The 18,249-nt window shown below is 42.1% G+C and carries 14 protein-coding genes; 8 read left to right on the top strand and 6 right to left on the bottom strand.

What is annotated here, in order from left to right; all coding sequences use genetic code 11:
• Positions 1 to 39: 39 nt before the first annotated feature.
• Positions 40 to 891 carry a 50S ribosomal protein L11 methyltransferase gene (prmA, locus tag LCH52_05800; protein ID MCA0387992.1) on the bottom strand — a complete coding sequence of 284 codons (852 nt, stop codon included), beginning with the start codon at positions 889 to 891 and terminating at the stop codon, positions 40 to 42.
• Between the two features lie 108 nt (positions 892 to 999).
• On the opposite strand from prmA, the gene LCH52_05795 reads away from it, so the two are divergent.
• From LCH52_05795 to LCH52_05765, 7 genes are read left to right on the top strand one after another with little or no spacing between them, the layout of a single operon-like run.
• Positions 1,000 to 4,053 carry a TonB-dependent receptor gene (locus LCH52_05795; GenBank protein MCA0387991.1) on the top strand — a complete coding sequence of 1,018 codons (3,054 nt, stop codon included), beginning with the start codon at positions 1,000 to 1,002 and terminating at the stop codon, positions 4,051 to 4,053.
• Positions 4,054 to 4,075: 22 nt separating this feature from the next.
• Positions 4,076 to 6,112, top strand: a complete 2,037-nt coding sequence (locus LCH52_05790; GenBank protein MCA0387990.1) for a hypothetical protein — start codon at positions 4,076 to 4,078, stop codon at positions 6,110 to 6,112.
• Between the two features lie 8 nt (positions 6,113 to 6,120).
• A complete protein-coding gene (locus LCH52_05785; GenBank protein MCA0387989.1) occupies positions 6,121 to 7,059 on the top strand; it encodes a PorV/PorQ family protein in 939 nt (312 codons plus the stop codon).
• Positions 7,060 to 7,069: 10 nt separating this feature from the next.
• Positions 7,070 to 7,789, top strand: coding sequence for an outer membrane beta-barrel protein (locus LCH52_05780; protein ID MCA0387988.1), 720 nt, complete (start codon positions 7,070 to 7,072; stop codon positions 7,787 to 7,789).
• A 7-nt stretch (positions 7,790 to 7,796) separates the two neighbouring features.
• Entirely contained in the window at positions 7,797 to 8,492 is a 696-nt protein-coding gene (locus LCH52_05775; protein ID MCA0387987.1) for a hypothetical protein, read from the top strand.
• Positions 8,492 to 9,694, top strand: a complete 1,203-nt coding sequence (locus LCH52_05770) for a family 10 glycosylhydrolase (GenBank protein MCA0387986.1) — start codon at positions 8,492 to 8,494, stop codon at positions 9,692 to 9,694. The genes LCH52_05775 and LCH52_05770 overlap by 1 nt, the downstream gene beginning before the upstream one ends.
• 4 nt (positions 9,695 to 9,698) lie before the next feature.
• Positions 9,699 to 11,582 carry a family 10 glycosylhydrolase gene (locus LCH52_05765; protein ID MCA0387985.1) on the top strand — a complete coding sequence of 628 codons (1,884 nt, stop codon included), beginning with the start codon at positions 9,699 to 9,701 and terminating at the stop codon, positions 11,580 to 11,582.
• 61 nt (positions 11,583 to 11,643) lie between these two features.
• Here LCH52_05765 and LCH52_05760 read toward each other — a convergent pair whose 3' ends face one another.
• On the bottom strand, positions 11,644 to 12,258 hold the full coding sequence (locus tag LCH52_05760) for a DedA family protein (protein ID MCA0387984.1): 615 nt from the start codon (positions 12,256 to 12,258) through the stop codon (positions 11,644 to 11,646).
• 83 nt (positions 12,259 to 12,341) lie between these two features.
• Here LCH52_05760 and LCH52_05755 point away from each other — a divergent pair, with 83 nt between their 5' ends.
• Positions 12,342 to 13,463 (top strand): DUF5009 domain-containing protein, encoded by a 1,122-nt coding sequence (locus LCH52_05755; protein MCA0387983.1) that lies wholly within the window; start codon positions 12,342 to 12,344, stop codon positions 13,461 to 13,463.
• A gap of 2 nt (positions 13,464 to 13,465) precedes the next feature.
• On the opposite strand, the gene menD is transcribed toward LCH52_05755, so the two are convergent.
• From menD to LCH52_05735, 4 genes are read right to left on the bottom strand one after another with little or no spacing between them, the layout of a single operon-like run.
• Positions 13,466 to 15,211, bottom strand: a complete 1,746-nt coding sequence (gene menD / locus LCH52_05750) for a 2-succinyl-5-enolpyruvyl-6-hydroxy-3-cyclohexene-1-carboxylic-acid synthase (GenBank protein MCA0387982.1) — start codon at positions 15,209 to 15,211, stop codon at positions 13,466 to 13,468.
• The gene (locus LCH52_05745) at positions 15,195 to 16,538 is read right to left on the bottom strand and encodes a chorismate-binding protein (protein MCA0387981.1); all 1,344 of its coding nucleotides are present in this window, start codon (positions 16,536 to 16,538) and stop codon (positions 15,195 to 15,197) included. Before LCH52_05745 ends, menD begins: the two co-directional genes overlap by 17 nt.
• 6 nt (positions 16,539 to 16,544) lie before the next feature.
• On the bottom strand, positions 16,545 to 17,519 hold the full coding sequence (locus tag LCH52_05740; GenBank protein ID MCA0387980.1) for a two-component sensor histidine kinase: 975 nt from the start codon (positions 17,517 to 17,519) through the stop codon (positions 16,545 to 16,547).
• Positions 17,520 to 17,553: 34 nt separating this feature from the next.
• Positions 17,554 to 18,249, bottom strand: a complete 696-nt coding sequence (locus LCH52_05735) for a response regulator transcription factor (protein MCA0387979.1) — start codon at positions 18,247 to 18,249, stop codon at positions 17,554 to 17,556.

Below are 18,249 nucleotides of genomic sequence, written 5' to 3'. Positions count from 1 at the left end.
AAGCCGGATATCTTTAACTCTTTCCTGATGAAACTGAATTTATAAAGCCAATTCCATGACGAGGCTGATCCACTCGTTCTCGCCCGTTTTCTCAATCAACCTGTAACCAAGGGATTCATATGCCGGCATAATAATCTCTTCATCGGTAATCAGAAGACCTGAGAGGATAAGGGTTCCACCGGGTTTTTGTCTTTTCTGCAATTCCCCGGCTATAACCAGAAGCACATCTCTTTGAATATTCGCAAGAATCAGATCAAAATTATTTTCAGAAATGTCGCTTGTCTCGCATATCCTGATTTCAACCTGCTCTTCAACATTGTTCAACTTTACATTTTCAATACCGTTCTCGAGACACCAGTCATCGTTGTCAAATGCGATTGCTTTTTTGCTTCCGAGTTTCACGGCTGCTATTGCAAGTATTGCAGTTCCGGCACCTGCATCGAGAACGAATTCCCTGTTGTGACCATATTTTTCGAGGAGAGAAAGAATCAGTCTTGTTGTTTCGTGCTCTCCTGTTCCAAATGACATTTTCGGATCAATTTCTATCACAATCTCATTTTCGGCAGGGGTATAGTCCACAAAAGTAGGCTTAATTGCGAAGTGTTTGCCGGCTTTCAGCACTTTTAGATTTTTCTGCCACTCCTCGTTCCAGTTTTTCTGGAGCTCTTTGGTTACGGAAATATCAAATTTTTCAACGATATTCGAGGAGAGAAGATCATTCATTCCTGACCTTAACTGATCGATCACGCCGTCGGGCAATTCAGAGAAGAAAAGCCTTGTGGTGTTGTTTTCGAAATTAATACCGTCTGGATTGAACATCCAAAGAAAGGCTGCATCCTCATCATTCAATGCGGGATCAGAAATGATATCTACTTGATAAAAATATTTCATAATTGTAAAAAGTGCTTGTTAGTTAAGGAATAAATTTGGAGATTTAGATACTGATAATTATTTATTTTTAAATGAAAATATTTCATAATATGTAGAAACGAAGACACTATGGAGAATAATCTACACTATTATCGGGAAAAAAGACAATTTGTGCCGGCTAAAATACTATTTTTATTGATACTTTTAACGGGAGTATCATTAGTCCACGCACAAAGAGGAAAGCTGTCAGGCGAAATTAAAGATGCACAGACGGGCGACAGGCTTCCCGGAGTGGCTGTCAGGATTGACGGAACCACTCTTGGTGGCGTATCAGACCTGAACGGGAAATTTTTCGTTCTGAATATTCCGGCAGGCAAGTACACAGTTACTGCCAGTTATGTCGGATATGCAAAGTACATTGTCTCCAATGTTGATATCAATGTTGACCGAACCACCGAACTTGATATCAAGCTCAAACAATCTACGATGGAGATGGATGAAGTGATCGTCGTCGCTGAAAAGCCGAAGATCATAAAAGATCAAACCTCCTCCTCATCCACAATTGACGATGAACAAATATCTGCAGCTCCTATTGAAGGATTAAGGGGTATCCTTGACCTTACTGCCGGTTTCCAGAAAAATGAAAAAGGAACCTACTCTGTAAGAGGTTCCGGTTCATATGAGGTGAATTACCAGATTAACGGGGTTGATCAAATAAATTCCACCACTACTTCACCCGGATCTTTTGGAGTTGAAAAAGCCAATAACTCCTGGAAATATGATGTAAATCCTATCGGTGTTCAGCAGATGCAGTTGATATCCGGTGGTTTTTCCGCGGAATATGGAAATGCTCAAGCCGGTGTTGTGAAAGTTGTTCTTAAGGAAGGTTCACCACGCCTATCGGGTGAGGTCAGGGTTGAATACAGACCACCCGGTCAGTACCACTTCGGAAAATATATCTATGATCCTTCCACTTACGAGTGGCAGAGGTGGGGCAATATCGACCGGTGGATGGCGTACAAAGATTCTTCGTTTTTCCTTCAGGATCTCGGAATCACTTCCGAAGGGAGATACAAATGGCTTTATGATAAAGTGAAAAACGGTACAGCCACTCCGGATCAGGTTGCAGCGTGGAATGAAGTTTTGAATCGTGAAATAAACTGGGCTTTCAATACCTGGCTAAACAACCACATGCCCGGTGACAACAATCCCCTTGGCGTTTATGACTACAGAGAACGCGGATATGCAAGAGTGATGGTCGGTTTTGGCGGTCCGTTAGGGAAAAATCCTGACAAACTGAAGTTTTTCTTCTCAGGTGAGTATAAAAAGAATCCAACAAGACTGCCAACCGCAGAGAAAGATCAGATTTTTCAGAATTACATCCTGAACCTTACCTGGACACCACTTTCTGCTCATAAATTTAAACTCATGCTCGGATATCAGAATTACCGTGGTGGTATCTGGTCAGGTTCTGATGACATAAGATGGTCGGGTCTGGCTTTTTCACCTCCCTCCACTTCTTACAAATATTATGTTTTGATTGATCCGATCAGAACTGAACAGACTGTAACGCAAAGTCTTAATTATGTTTATACCATCGACGCAAAGTCGTTCTTTGAGGCCACCATTACACATATGAGCGAGAAGTATGAACTGCCCTACGAATATCTGACAAGCTATTCTCAGGAAAGAGACAGATTGGACAGTTTGTATGACAGGCAGGGGAATCTGCTTAAAGCAGGTGCCTGGTGGGATACTCAATATTTCAGAGCTCCCGATGCATTCAGTACTCTGTATTATCAGGATACAAGGACAGAATACCTTGCATCCAATCTCGATTTTACAAGTCAGATAAACCAGGGAAACCTCTTAAAAGCCGGATTAAGATTCTATTACTGGGATCTCTACAATAATGGAGTAAATTCCCGTTTCAAAGCAAATGCCCTTGTAGCAACGACAGGCGTTGCAGAATATTACACTGCAAAACCATACAACATCGCCTTCTACATTCAGGATAAAATGGAATATGAAGGAATGATAGCCAACATCGGTGTCAGGGCAGAAGCATACAATTTTGGTGCAGATGTACCGGTCGACCCCTTCAATATCGTATACATCGGAACCGAGGGACCTGAGAACGGTAACCTGAATACCGAAAAATCAAAAACTTATTTTATGTTGCTTCCCCGTGTCGGACTTTCATTCCCGATTGGAGAAAACACTGCCTTCAGGCTACAGTATGGTCATTTTACCTCCATGCCTACCTTTAGTCAGGCTCTCTCGAACCGTGGCAATAAAGGTATAACCGGTTTCGGTAATGCCAACCTTGAGCCCAAGAAGACCATTCAATATGAATTCGGACTTCAGCAGGTGATTGATGATGATAACAGAATCGACATGGCTCTCTATTATAATGACAGAGTGACCCAAATCGGACTTCTCCGTTACGCAGCCTTTACAGGAACCGTGTTGAACAGTCCCTCTGCCTACACATCAGATAACACACCGTTGTTCAACTACACCACATTTTCGAACAATGCCTTTGGAGCCACACTTGGTTTCGAGATTTCACTCGAGAAAGTAAATGCCAGAAACTGGATGTACAGGCTGACTTACAGCATTTCACAGACATCGGAAGGAAATTACGGACCTCAGGTAATATACCCCGTTACTTCTGCTGCAGGTGAATCGAGAGACTATACCGGTGAGTTTATTTCAGGCAACGACAGAACCCATAATTTCAGGGCATTGCTTCAGTACAACTGGGGCACAGGTGAGGGACCTGAACTGTTTGGTATAAATCTGCTTGAAAACTCAAGTATAAGTTTTACTTATTCTGTTCAGTCGGGTACACCTTTCACTTATCGCACCTCTTTCGACCTGAAGGATGTAGTGAATAACAGAAGGTATCCTCTTGAATCGATGTTTGATCTTAATTTCACAAAGAATGTGGTGCTCGAAGGGGGTTACAGATTCGTAATCGGACTCAGAGTCATGAACCTGTTCGAGAACAAATGGCTTACACCTGTATCAGGAAATGATCTTATTAACTGGGTTGACTATGGAACCACAATCGACCAGCCGGGCAATGATCCCTACAGGATAAGCTATATTTCATCATTCTATAAAGCTTACAGAAATGTTCCAAGACAGGTGTATCTGACACTTGGATTTGGATTCTAACAATAAAGGCAGTGAAATAAAGATGAACAACATAAAGATTAAATTAACAGTATTTCTTTTAATTGCGACCACCGGTTTGATGGCACAAGTGGAATCTCCACTTCTCATTTTTAACCGTGGTTCCCTTTGGCATTCACTCTCTCCGTCAAAATCGGGTCCTGCTTACAATAACTGGGCTCCAACCGGACCTACATTGGACTGGCCCGGATTCGATGCTTCGTGGATCGGTGAAAACATTGGCGGTACCGCCAGTCATATGGCTACGGGCGGCTTTTGGATCGGTGCCAAAAATAAAAAAGACTCGGTGATTACAGTTGAAGACTGGGCAATTTACGGCTCTACAGTCTCCACAGAACAGTCATCAAAATATACTCTGAAAACCCACAGGAAGCTCTTTCCGAATGGTGAAAACTACTGGCTACAGGCTAATCCTCTCGTCGGTGAAGAAGTGATAGAGTCGGTTTGGGAATACAACCCCAATTATTACACTCCAAGCCAGGAAGACGAACTTCAGTTGCCAATGAGAGTGGTGAGACGGGCTCATCAGTGGAGCGGTTCGAAGAGAGATGAAAATTACATTTTGTACGAATATTATTTCATTAACATCTCTGACGAAATAAAAGCTGCATATCCGCAGAAGAAGGTTTCTGATACACTTTATGGAGTCCAGATGCTTCTTACATATGCGATGCAGGCAAATTCCCGCTCATGGCGTGTACTGTTTCCGCAGGAGACAAATGGAGCGAGGAACACAAAAGTTGTCTATGATCGTGTGAACAAGATGTTTCAGGCAGAGAACGCCAATTATGGCTTTACGAATTCATTAGGCAGGGTTGTAAACGGCAATCCGCAGGGAGAATGGCTTGCACCCGGTTACGCGGGCGTAAAGCTTATTTACTCTTCTCCTGACTCATCAGGAATTGCAACCAGAGTTGATGAAACAAAAGTTGGCTGGTCACAAGGTGAGGCTACACTCGATCTGAGTGGTCCCTTCAATGGTGTCTCCGGATTCAACGAAGTAAAGTATCAGGTTCTTAAGTATCCGACAAATGCATTCCGGTTTGTTCAGTTTCCCAGAAATCTCACGGATACCACCTTCATTAATAACGCGAGGAAATGGTCATTGATGTCTTTGGGTCCCTGGACAATGAAGCCTAAGGACACTATTAAGATTGTATTGGCAGAAATCGTTGCGGGAATGGATTATTCCTATGCTCTTGACAAGTCGATTTCCCCAAGCCTGATCTTCAATTTAAGCTATACCCAGAATTTTATTCCGGCGATGAGAAGGGCGCAGTTGACCTATGAAAACAAGTTCAACCACCCCGATCCACCTGCGGCACCAAAATTCAATGTCAATTTTTACTCGGGAGCCGATCGGAAAGTTGCTAATGTGGTGACATGGGACAACAGTTCTGAATCCCTCCCTGATCCCGATGACGGTCTGTTTGATCTCGCGGGGTACAGGATTTACAGATCCGACTTCCTGCCGATGGGTCCCTGGACACAGATTGCAGACATAAAAAAAGGTGATGCCGGCTACATTTCAGGCAATAAATACACATTCATCGACTCAACGGTACAAATCGGAACAGGTTATTATTACTCGATCACAGCTTACGACACAGGAAAGGTGAACTGGGCAATCAATCCGACTCAGAGATTCCCTGAAACGGGAAATACCGTACGGGTGCCTGCCATGGAATCGTCACTGTTTGCCAACAGGACGACCAGACCATTTCTTGCCACACTTCCTGCCCCGAACAGCGTGAATGAGGTACTTGTGGTTCCCAATCCGTTCGTAATTGGTGAAGGATCAAGCCAGCCCGGAGAGTCTGACCAGATTCAGTTTGTGAATGTGCCGAATCCATGTACCATAAGAATTTACAGCGTCAGGGGCGACCTCGTAAAAACGATTGCAGTCAGCGATGCCAGAGGTGGAATCGTTACTTGGAATCAGGTTACAGATTTTGGTCAGTATGTCGAAAGCGGCGTTTATATTTTCCATATTGAATCACAGTATGGAAACTCAACCGGTAAATTCGCAATTATAAGGTGAGCGCTGATATGAAAATTAGAACAATAATATTTTTTGTGATGCTCTGCTCGCTTTTGAACTACGGGCAGGAATTTAAGAAGACCGCAACTGCAGGATTTGTGTTTCTGCAACTGCCGGTAACTGCGAGAAGCGCCTCACTCGGTGAGTCCTCTGTCGCTTTGGCAGATATGGGTTCTGCATCCTTTTTTACCAACCCTGCCGGGATGGGATTCAATGAGAAGCAGCATTCATTTTCAGCTTCCTACTCTCCCTGGATAGCGGAAATCAAACACTATGCTGCAGCATACTCGATCAACACTGATTTTGGCGTTATTGCTCTCGGTGCACTCGCTGTGGATTATGGTACGATGCCGAAGACCAAAAGGACTGCGGGACAAAAAGTCTACGAAGTCATTGGTAATTTCAGCGCCAATGCCATTGCCGTGGGATTAAGTTATTCCCGGGCTCTTACAGACAAATTCTCGTTTGGTGTTACCGTAAAATATGTAAGAGAGGGGATTGATGACTATTCAGCGAGCAACATCCTGTTCGATGGAGGAGTGTTGTATTACACAGGACTTTCTTCTCTCAGGATCGGAGCTTCCATCCAAAACTTTGGGGTGGAGACCAAGTACATTAATGATCCATTCAAGATGCCATCAGTACTTAAACTTGGACTTGCAGCCGAACTTCTTGGTGATATGAAATCGGAATACCGGGTTACCGGGATAGTAGAGGCATTGCATCCTAATGATGGTGATGAAAAAATGAATGCCGGTCTCGAAGTTGGCTGGAAGAATATGGTTTTTCTGCGGGGTGGCTATAAATTCTTCTACGATGAAGAAACCTGGAGCTTTGGTGTTGGTTTGACTCCTTCGGCTCAAATTCCGGTCGGTGTTGATTTTTCATTTGCCGACTATGGAAGGCTTGGAAATATTCTCCGTTTTACTCTTAATCTGAATTATTAGGGAGGAGAAAATGAAATCAAGAATTTTACTTTTGTGCATTATCTCGCTGGTTGTGTCACCGGCACTTTTTGCCCAGCTAACCACCATCGAAACCACAGGATCATTTTCGACAGCAGGTTCACTTAAAAATGCCGTAACCAAAGCCAGTGGTTTTGGGGGCGGTATAAAAGTGAATTTTAAGACATTTGATAATTTTTATGTCTCTCTCTCTGCCGGTTATCAGTCATTTTCGATCGACCAGGATTCCGCATTAACACAGTGGAAGTGGTACTTTTGGGATAACAGGTACTACGGAAGCATACGGGCTGATCTTACCGATACAGCAAAGTATCAGTTAGTCCTTACTCCAAACCAGGGAATCAGCAGCATCCCTGTTTCTGTACTCATTGGTTATGAGACAAAGTTGGGCGATTTAAAAATAAAGCCATATGCAGGAGCGGGTATCTTTTTCTTCACGCGCTGGTTTTATGTTGTGGAAGACTGGACCAAGAAATTGACTAAACTTAATTCAACTTTCAACTACAACTATCGGAACTTCGCTCCTTCCAAGCAGGGTAACCCGATAATGTTGCACGGAGGAATATCCCTGGAATATCCATTGATCGATTTTGTCAATTTGACGGGTGAGTTTAATTACACTCATTTCGTTGAGACTGACGGGATGGGTTATTCGGAACTTCCATTCGGAAACAATTTAAACTTTAAATTCGGTTTATCATTCAGTTATTGATCAGATTATGAAAAAGATATTTACAATACTACTACTGCTGTCAACAGGATTGCTCGCACAGGGCAAATATTTTGCGGGTGCCGGTTACTCCTACCTCACTCCCGTTGGTGAGCTGAAGAACCGGTTTAGTCCTGGTTATGGTGCCTCGGTGTTCTTCGGAAAGGATATGTCTGCCAAATGGACTTTAAGCGGAAAGCTTGAGTATCTGGTCTTCGATAAGATAAACGAAGATAAGATGAACATCAAACGGGAATACCTGATTGGAACACAAAATAAATCATTCACTTACCCGATAAAGTCCCTGAAAATGGATTTGAAGGCTTACGGAGCGTCTTTTCAGGCTGACTACCATATTTTACGGGATACATGGTATGATGTTAAATTGAATCTTGGTTTTGGTATCTACAAATGGAATTTCAGCAGAGGAAGTTACTCTGATTCACTTTTTGCCCCTGATACAGCTGGAGTCAGCAAACTGCAGGAAGCTCTTCAGGTACCGACTCTCGATCAGGATGACTGGAGCGGAACATTCAATGTTGGGGCTGAATTTGGAGTTCAGATTGTTGATCCGTTGTGGTTTTCAATTTCCGCTGGCTATAAAAACATTCTCGGTGAATTGTGGTCGACACTGAAACTCGATTTTGAGAATGTGGCTTCAATGCAGATGATCGACATAAAAGCCACGCTTAGAGCGAGGTTTTAGTGGTTCGTGAACTTTTTCGCTTGTCTCTTGCTCTGTTTCTCGCTTTGCTAATCCAGGGTTGCAGCTCCTACTCAGACACTTCCCAAGGGAGCGGGGGAAGTGGTGGTGCACCACCTCCACCCGCAACTGAGCGAACCGGAGTTCCGGCTGTCAGGGGAGTCTGGTTGACCAATGTTGACAGCAAGGTTCTCAATTCACGGGAAGGAATAAAAGAGGCGGTAACTCTTTGCAAAAAGCTCGGGATAAACACAATTTTTTCCGTAGTTTGGAACAAAGGATTCACTCTCTACCCGAGCAAGGTAATGAAGAACACTTTCGGCATTGAAATTGATACTGCACTAACCGGAAGGGATCCTTTAAAGGAACTCATTGAAGAAGCTCATGCTCAGAATATTAAGGTTTTCGCATGGTTTGAGTTTGGATTTGCTTCCTCTTTCAAACTGGGTGGTGGCCATCTTCTTCAGGCAAAACCGGAGTGGGCGTCGAAGGACAAACAGGGAAACCTGACCATGAAAAACGGTTTTGAATGGATGAACGGATTTCATCCCGATGTCCAAAGTTTCATGCTCTCACTAATTGCCGAAGTGGTTGCAAACTATGAAGTCGACGGTATCCAGGGAGACGATAGACTGCCCGCAATGCCAAGTGAAGCAGGTTATGACATTTACACGACCAACCTGTACAAACAACAAAACAATGGAGCATTGCCTCCCGAAGACTCAAAAAATGAGAAATGGGTTCAGTGGCGTGCGAACATCCTGACAGAATTTGGAGGGAAAATATTTAAAACTGTGAAAGCGATAAATCCAAAGTGTATCGTTTCCATGTCTCCAAGTATCTACCCCTGGAGTAAGGAGGAATACCTTCAGGACTGGCCCGAGTGGGTACTAAGGGGTTATGTTGAGCTCCTCTGTCCTCAGGTGTACAGATATAAAATTGAAGAATATTCAAGCACACTCTCTGAGGCTTATTTGACCTGGCTCCCCAAGGGATATGAAAATATATTCTTTCCGGGAGTTCTCATCAAAGTTGGAGGTTACCAACCAACGGATGAGCTTTTTGTTCAGATGATTGAAGAGAACAGGAAACTTGGAATTCAGGGAGAAGTCTTTTTCTTCTATGAAGGCATTAAGAAATACTCTGATTTATTGAAAAATGAGATTTATACTGAGAGAGTCGATTTTCCGAAATTATTAAAGTGAGTTTATGATCAAGAAGTTGTTAGTTGTTTTGATTGTTTTACCTTTTGTCCTCTTGGCACAGCCTAAAAAGGAGATGAGGGCAGTTTGGATCACGAATGTTGACAGCGATGTCCTTTTTGACGATGCAAAAATTGCATCTGCAATGGACTACCTTGCATCAATCGGAATAAATGTTGTTTTCCCGGTGGTTTGGAATAAAGGATACACTCTCTATCCGAGCAGGATAATGGATTCAATTTTTCAGAAACCGATCATTCCTCAGTTTGCCGGCAGAGACCCCCTTAAAAAAATTATTATCGAAGCTCACAGAAATGGTATCGAAGTGATACCATGGTTCGAGTTTGGTTTCTCTTGTGGTTATTCCGAAAATGGCGGACATATACTCGCAACAAAGCCCTCCTGGGCAGCGAAAAAATATAACGGTGAACTGGTTGTAAAAAACGGTTTTGACTGGATGGCGGGAACCAACCCCGAGGTTCAGGATTTTCTTATCTCACTGACAACCGAAGTACTCGACAATTACGAGGTTGACGGAGTTCAGGGAGACGACAGACTGCCCGCAATGCCATTTGAGGGAGGGTACGACAGTACCACTGTGGCAATCTATAAACTTGAGAATTCCGGACAGAATCCACCTGCTAATGAATATGATGCAAACTGGAAAAAGTGGCGGGCAAATAAACTCAGCAGCTTTTTGAAAAGATGGCGCGACAGTGTAAAAACACGAAGCGAGAACTACATTCTGTCAGTTGCTCCAAGTGTTTACCCATGGGGTTATGACAACTATCTTCAGGATTCCAAGGCATGGATGGACTCTTCACTTCTGGATAATTTTATTCCTCAACTCTACCGTCAGGATATTATTTCGTATCGTTACGAGCTTGGTCAGGCATTGACTTATATACCGGCGGGTAAAAAGAATATTTTCTTTGCGGGTGTACTGGCAAAAGCCGGCTCATATGTCGTGAATCAGCAACTGCTGAAAGACTGCATACAGGAAAACAGATTTCAGGGTGTGAATGGGGAAAGTCTTTTCTTTTATGAGGCTCTAAAAGCCAATAACGGAGCACTTGGAGATACACTCAAACGGATTTACAGGGAGAGGGCTACGCTTCCTTACCGGGGAGACAATCTCTGGCGACCGAAGGCTTCCATAATTAACGAAGACAGCTCTTCCAACACAATGAGGAAGGGTAACTGGGAGCAGGTAAGCGTCCTGGGATACAATCCCAAAATATACTGGACTAAAGATACAAGTTATGCATCTTTTGAATGGCAGTTTGATGTTGCGGTTCCGGCATGGTACAGCCTGTATGCTTATTTTATCCCCAATTTTACTTTCACAGACAGTGCTTACTATACAATGTACAGCAACAATGATTCGCTAAAGTTTCTCTTCAGCCAGCGTAGTACCGCGAACAAATCATGGATAAAACTCGGTGATGTCTATGTCACTCCCGGTAAAAAGACCGTACTTAAAGTTGATAACAGTTTTGTGGAAAACGGGAAGTACCTGATAGCAGATGCGACAATGCTTATTTTGAACAGAAAATTATCACCCAATATCGTCGTTACCTCAACTGAAAATGACAATGTAACCGACGACGACGAGATCCCGTCAGGTTTTTCTTTGCAACAAAATTATCCGAATCCGTTTAATCCTGAGACAAGAATTCCGTATTCACTTTCAGCAGGATCAGTTGTTTCACTCGATATTTACGACATCACAGGAAGTTTGGTTGTGAAGCTGACTGAAGGATTTAAGCAGGCAGGAAAACATGAGATTGTGTTCGATGCGGCAAAGTATTCGTTACCAAGTGGTGTCTATTTTTACCGGTTATCGACGGGGGAAACAAGGATCACGCGAAAAATGGTTCTTTTGAAATAGAGATAAAAAAAAGGATATCGGTCGATTTAACGATATCCTTTTTTTAATTTAGAACGGACTGTCAGATCGCAAATTTTATTACAACAAAGCCACCGATTAGCAGCAGTGTAAATCCGATTGCGAGCCAGTCAAAATATTTGTCAATGAATGCCTTAATCGGTTCACCATATTTCCATAAAAGAGTGGCAACAAGGAAGAATCTTGCCCCACGGCTTATGACTGATGCAAGCATAAACATTACAAAATTTACATCGAATGCACCTGCAGCAATGGTGAAAACCTTATAGGGGATAGGGGTGAATCCGGCGGTAAAGACGATCCAAAAATTATATTGTTCGAACAGTTTTTGGATGTCGTAAAAAAGTGCATGAGTGAAACTTGGGATGTAAGCAAAAAAGAAGTTTGCAACTCCGGAGAATTCTCCCGGGGATGACCACCATACCAGGAAACCGATAAGGTACCCGGCAATTCCTCCGAGGACTGAACCAATCGTACAGTTCAGGGCAAATTTGAAGGCTTTGGCTTTAGCTCCAAGCACAAGTGCTATTAGAAGAGCATCCGGGGGAATCGGGAAAAATGAGGATTCTGCAAAGGCAATAAGGAACAATGCTACAGGACCGTAGGGAGTGTCCGCCCAGTGCAGCATCCAGTCATATAATCGTCTAATGTATTTCATAAGGCTCGAAATTATTTTTATACAAACTTCTAATATGCTAAAACGATGGCATATAGACAACTTAACGAACAACCGGAAACAAAATGGAAGAAGTAAAAACCACGCGCCTGATTTCTCTTGATATTTTTAGAGGAATCACAATTGCCGGAATGATAATGGTGAACAATCCCGGCTCATGGAGTGCTATTTATCCACCCTTGAAACATGCCGAATGGCATGGATGTACACCAACAGACTGGATTTTCCCGTTTTTTCTTTTCATTGTCGGTGTGGCAGTTACCCTGTCGCTGACAAAACGAAAAGAAAGAGGCGACGATCAGAATAAACTCATTCTGAACATTTTCAGAAGAGGATCGATGATTTTTCTCGTTGGTCTGTTTCTCAATGCCTTCCCTTATTTCAATATTGCAGAACTCCGTATTCCTGGAGTTTTACAAAGAATAGGAATAGTATATTTTATAACTGCCGTCATTTTTCTTAAAGCCTCGCTTAAAAGTCAGATTTATATCGCAATCGGATTACTGGTGGTTTACTGGCTCGCGATGGCACTGATACCTGTGCCGGGTGTGGGCGATGCTAATTATGAAATGGGGAAAAACCTTGCTGCCTGGGTGGACAGTCAAATTCTCACCGGGCATATGTGGAAAGTGACAAAAACATGGGATCCTGAAGGAGTTCTCTCCACCATCCCCGCGATTTCAACCTGCTTGAGTGGCGTTCTTCTTGGTCATTTTCTACGAACGAAACTCAGCGATGCTGAAAAGGTCTCCTGGATATTTACTGCGGGAGCTTTCCTTATTTTCGCCGGTTCAATCTGGAGTATTTTCTTCCCGTTGAATAAAGGTCTTTGGAGCAGTTCATATGTCGTTTACACAACGGGTGTGGCTTTGATATTCTTCGGCTTTTGTTATTGGATAGCAGATGTTCAAGGTTATAAGAAGTGGGCAAAACCATTCGTCGTTTACGGAATGAATGCAATCACAGTTTTTGCGGGTTCCGGTTTGATGGCGAAAATAATGGGAATGATAAAGGTTACAGGACTGGACGGAAAAGAAATAAATTCAAAGGATTACATTTATCAGGCGTTACTTCTCCCTTACTTCGATCCGATTAACGCATCACTGGTCTTTGCAATACTCTTTATCACATTCTGGCTGGGAATATTGTGGATACTTTATCATTATAAGATATTTATAAAGATATAGATTTAATTGACTTTAAGAGAGGAAATGATATCATTTTTTATGGTATCTTTCCTCTTTTTTGATATTTGGGAGTCAAATTGAATCTCAATCACCCTCGGTGAAGGAGACTCGAAAAAATTATCAACGCTCTCTTTGAATTCGCCAACACTTCCAATCAAATTATAATTGATACCATAAGCCTTCACCAGATTTCCAAAATTCAAACCGGTTTCAGTTTTAAAGTAGGTCGAAAATTCTTCCGATTGTTTATAGACGGGTAGGTATTCAAATATACTGCCACCGCCATTATTAATCAAAATGATTAACAAAGGAATGGAGTATTTCTTAATAAACTGAAGTGAATTTGAATCGTAGTGAAATGCTATATCACCAATAACCAGGACGGTCGGTTGGTTCAACCCTGTTGAAATACCTCCAGCAGTTGCCAAGATACCATCAATTCCACTCGCGCCTCTGCTGACGAGCACAGGATTGTGGAAGAATTCTTTCAGATAGTCGTAATCCCTGACAGGGAGACTGTTTGAAAAAAAGACGGGTGCAGAACTGAATTTATTCAGCAGATGAGCCAGCGATGAAATTGCCTCCAATTCAGAGGAGATTTTATCCTCGCCAAACTGCTTCCCCAATTGAGCAGAGAATTGTGAATCAAAAGACTGGAGCAAATTGTGAAAGGCGGTTCTTTTCTCTGGAGGATCTGTTAAAAGACTGTCAAGAATTTTAATTGCTTCTTCATTCGAAAGCCTTGCAGTCTCCCTTTGTTCGGAGAACTCCCCAAAACCTTCACCTTTTTGACTGATCTTTAGTATTTCCTTTTCAAACCTGTCAAGGAATCTTTCAATGTTTTTGGATGTGAAATTGCGTCCAAAAATAATGATTTTATCGATATCAAGTTTTTTAACAAATTCTGCTGACTGAAGGAGATTACCAAAATTCCTGATCATTCCGGGTTCGAGTATCACCGGGTTAAGGAGTGGTGACTCAACACAAACCGGTATTGAATATTTTTGACTTAACCGCAAGCAATCCTGAATAAAGTCATCAGAATAGTTATCGTTTCCGAGCAAAATGAGGATGTTACTGTTTCTGGAAATATCAAATTCATTCCCGGGACGATATTCAAGGTCTTTATAAAAATTTAAAACCTTCTGTTTAGAAACGGAGTCTCTCAGTCTTGATTCAGTTTCATCGTCGATTTCCACATTGAAGGTATCAGGCTCCAAAGGCTTTTCGAAAGGAAGATTGATATGAACGGGACCAGGATAGGGGAACAGCGAGTTACTCCAAGCAGTACCGAGTTCGAAAATTGTTTCCAAAAATCCCGATTCTGAAGGATTATCTACCTTTAAATTATAGAAGAATTCACAATTGGAATTAAAAATTCCGATCTGGTTAATTGTTTGGTTCGAGCCGGTATTTAAAAGCCTTGAAGGTCTGTCGGCTGTAAGAATAATCAACGGAATTTGAGAGTTATATGCCTCGATTATAGCAGGGTATAATTCTGCAACAGCAGTTCCCGATGTACACACAATTGCCACAGGTTCTCTCGTAATTTTTGCAATCCCCAATGCAAAAAATGCGGAAGCTCTTTCATCTATTATCAGATGTTTTTTTATTGAGTCATTTGCTGCAAAGGCGAGTGTAATTGGCGTATTTCGCGAACCAGGGGATATACACACATGTTTGAGTCCTAATTCCTTTAGGGTACTGACAATAATTGAAGAAAAGAAATAATTAAGATTGGTTTTCATCGAGAAACAGTGCAGTGAGTGGAATGAACTTCAGTTCTGTCTCGGAATATTCACTTTGCGGGTCGGATTCACCAACAATGCCGCCTCCTGCATAAAGTGTTGCAGACCCTTCATCAATATATCCGCAGCGGATGGAAACAAAAAATTCTGTTACACCCCCGGCAGAAGTGTAGCCCAAAACTCCGCCGTAGAGATCGCGCGGTTTCCCCTCTATTTTGTTAATTATCCGTGCAGCTTCCATTTTTGGCTCACCACAAAGTGCAGGTGTGGGGAAGAGAAGATTCAAAGGCACGAGAGGTGCTATCTCTTTATCAACAATTGCAGTTACAGGAGTCCTTAAGTGAGTCACATTCGAAAGTCTTTTGGTTGTAGGCATCTCATCGTATCTTATGTCATCGGATATTTTTCTTAGATTTGAGACGATAAAATCCCTCACAATCATGTGCTCCAGAAGGTTTTTTGAAGAACCAAGTAATTCATCTTCCAGAGTATCCTGTAAACGGGGTTTCTCGGAAGATCTGATAGAACCGGCCAATGCTTCAGCCGTAAGTTTACCGCTCTGCAGTTTAAAAAGCTTTTCAGGGGTTGCGCAAAGGAAATATCTACCTGAGTAATTGGTAAGGATAATTGTACACTCCGGATAAGAGAGTGCGAGTGATGATACGGCAGCTTCAAAATCAAAATCACCTGAGAATTTAATTTTCCTTTCTCTCGAGATAACTCCTTTTGAAATTTTTCCTGCAGCTATTTCGGCTTTCATTTCAGAAATTTTATATGCAAATATTTCAAAAGATTCATCGTTAATTCCCTCAACAAATATTTGCTGCTTTGTCCGGGGAGAGAAGTCGCTATTAAAATCTGGAGGTGAAAAGAAATTGTGGATGAATTCCGGTATGGTCTCGTCACCATCAGGCGTGTTCAGCCTGATATGATATTTATTTCCTTTTCTTCTGATCACAGAAACGGGCATTATCCAGCGTGAAAAGAGTGAGTTTTCCGAACTGTGCCAAGGGAAAGAAATGTAAGAAAAGAAATCGGGAAGCGGTGAGCCGGAATGGCTGAAATCTTCGACCGCTTTTGGTAATACAAGCTTCTGTAAACCGTTATAATCATCCACTGAAATATCTTCAACGATCCCAAATGCAATTATTTCAGAATCTTCTTCCGGTGAGGCTACATAGAATGTCGCTAAATCGGGATCATTGAGCAGGGAAGACAGTTTTCTTCCTGAGTGTTCTGTCTCGAATATGCGTGCGGTAATTTTGTTTATTGAACAGAACCTTCGGGATTCTTTTAATTCGAAAACCCGGTCCTTGATGTCTCTCATAATAGTCTATTTTTTAAGTCTGAAGTAAAAAGTGGAGCCTTCGCCAAATTTGCTTTCAACTTCGATTTTTGAATCATGTGCTTCGAGAATATGCTTAACAATCGCAAGCCCCAAACCGGTTCCGCCGACATCTCTCGATCTTGCCTTATCTATGCGATAAAATCTTTCAAAGATACGGGAAAGATCCTCGGAATGAATGCCGACACCTGAATCTTTCACTTTGATGATACAATCGCTCTCTTCTTCCTCAACAATTATTTCAACTTTTCCTTCGTTCGTGTATTTCACAGCATTCTGAAGCAAGTTGACCATTACCTGACGAAATCTCGCTTTGTCACTGTAAATTTGTAAACCCTTTCTTACAGGGTGAAGGAGCAGCTCGATATTATCATTTTCGATTGTTGGTTCAAACTCGTCCAACAACTCATCGAGTGAGTTTTTCAGGTTAAAATATCTGAAACTCATCTTCATCTGACCGGATTCAATCAAAGAGATGTCGATCAAATCGTTCAGGAGGTTGCTCAGATTTCCCGTGTGCTCATAAGCCTTTCTCAGGAAATGCATATTTACTTTGGGATCTGCTATCGCCCCATTTAAAAGCGTTTCGATGTATCCACTGATGGCAAAAATGGGTGTTTTCAATTCATGGGAAACATTTCCCAGAAACTCTTTCCTCATTTGTTCAAGTTTTTTGAGATAGATAAAATCGGACTGAATTTTTTTTACCATCTCATTCATTTCAAGCTGGATATCTTCAAGACCCTCGTTCAAAACAAGTTCGGCTGTAAGGTCAATCTCCTTGGAAGCAATCAAATTCAGAGTTTGCTTTATATTGGAAAGATCAGACTGTCTTTTTTTACCAATATAATAAAAGAAGAAAGCAAGCGAAACAAGACCCGGGAGGAGCATAAAGATGGAATCGAGTTTGAGAATGAATACACACAACGACAACAAAAGGAAGATGCCTAGCGAATAGATCATTTCCTCCGTGTATCGTGACGCAGCACGAAGGCTGTTAATCAAGCTCTTTGAACCGGTATCCGACACCCTTGACAGTCTCTATGAGATCCTGAAATGCACCCAGTTTTTCCCTTATTTTTCTTACATGAACATCGACAGTTCTTTCAACTACGAACACATCGGAACCCCATACATATTTAAGCAGAGCAGTTCTGCTGTGAACGATACCCGGACTGTTCAGGAGGAAAAAAAGAAGTTCAAATTCTTTTCTCGGAAAAATCTTTTCCTCAGAATCAACAACCACAATGTATTTATCACGGTCAATCTCTATGGGCCCGTATTTGATAAGGTTTGCGGCATCCTCAAAACTGAATTCTGCCCTGGTGGAGTTTCTGAGAGTGGCTTTGATTCTGGCGACAAGTTTGGTAGGGGAAATTGGTTTTGTAATGAAGTCATTGGCACCAAGTTCCAGGCCTTTTATCTCATCATACTCACTTGATTTGGCAGTAAGGAAAATAACGGGAGTTTTTTCAGTTGCTTTGTTGGCTCGTATCTTACGACAGACTTCATACCCGTCAAGTTTTGGCATCATTATATCAAGCAAAACGAGATCAGGGTCGTGACTCATCATCTTCAGTCCTTCTTCACCATCGGTTGCAGAAATTACTTCGAATCCATCTTCTTCCAAATTGTATTTGATGAACTCAATAATATCTTTTTCGTCCTCAATGATGAGTATTTTAGTTGCCAT

Source organism: Bacteroidota bacterium, from assembly GCA_020161395.1.
In the GTDB taxonomy this organism is placed as follows: Bacteria; Bacteroidota; Ignavibacteria; order Ignavibacteriales; family Ignavibacteriaceae; genus UTCHB3.
The sequence above is the reverse complement of the archived record's forward strand: the minus strand, read 5'-3'. Positions and strand labels throughout refer to the sequence as shown.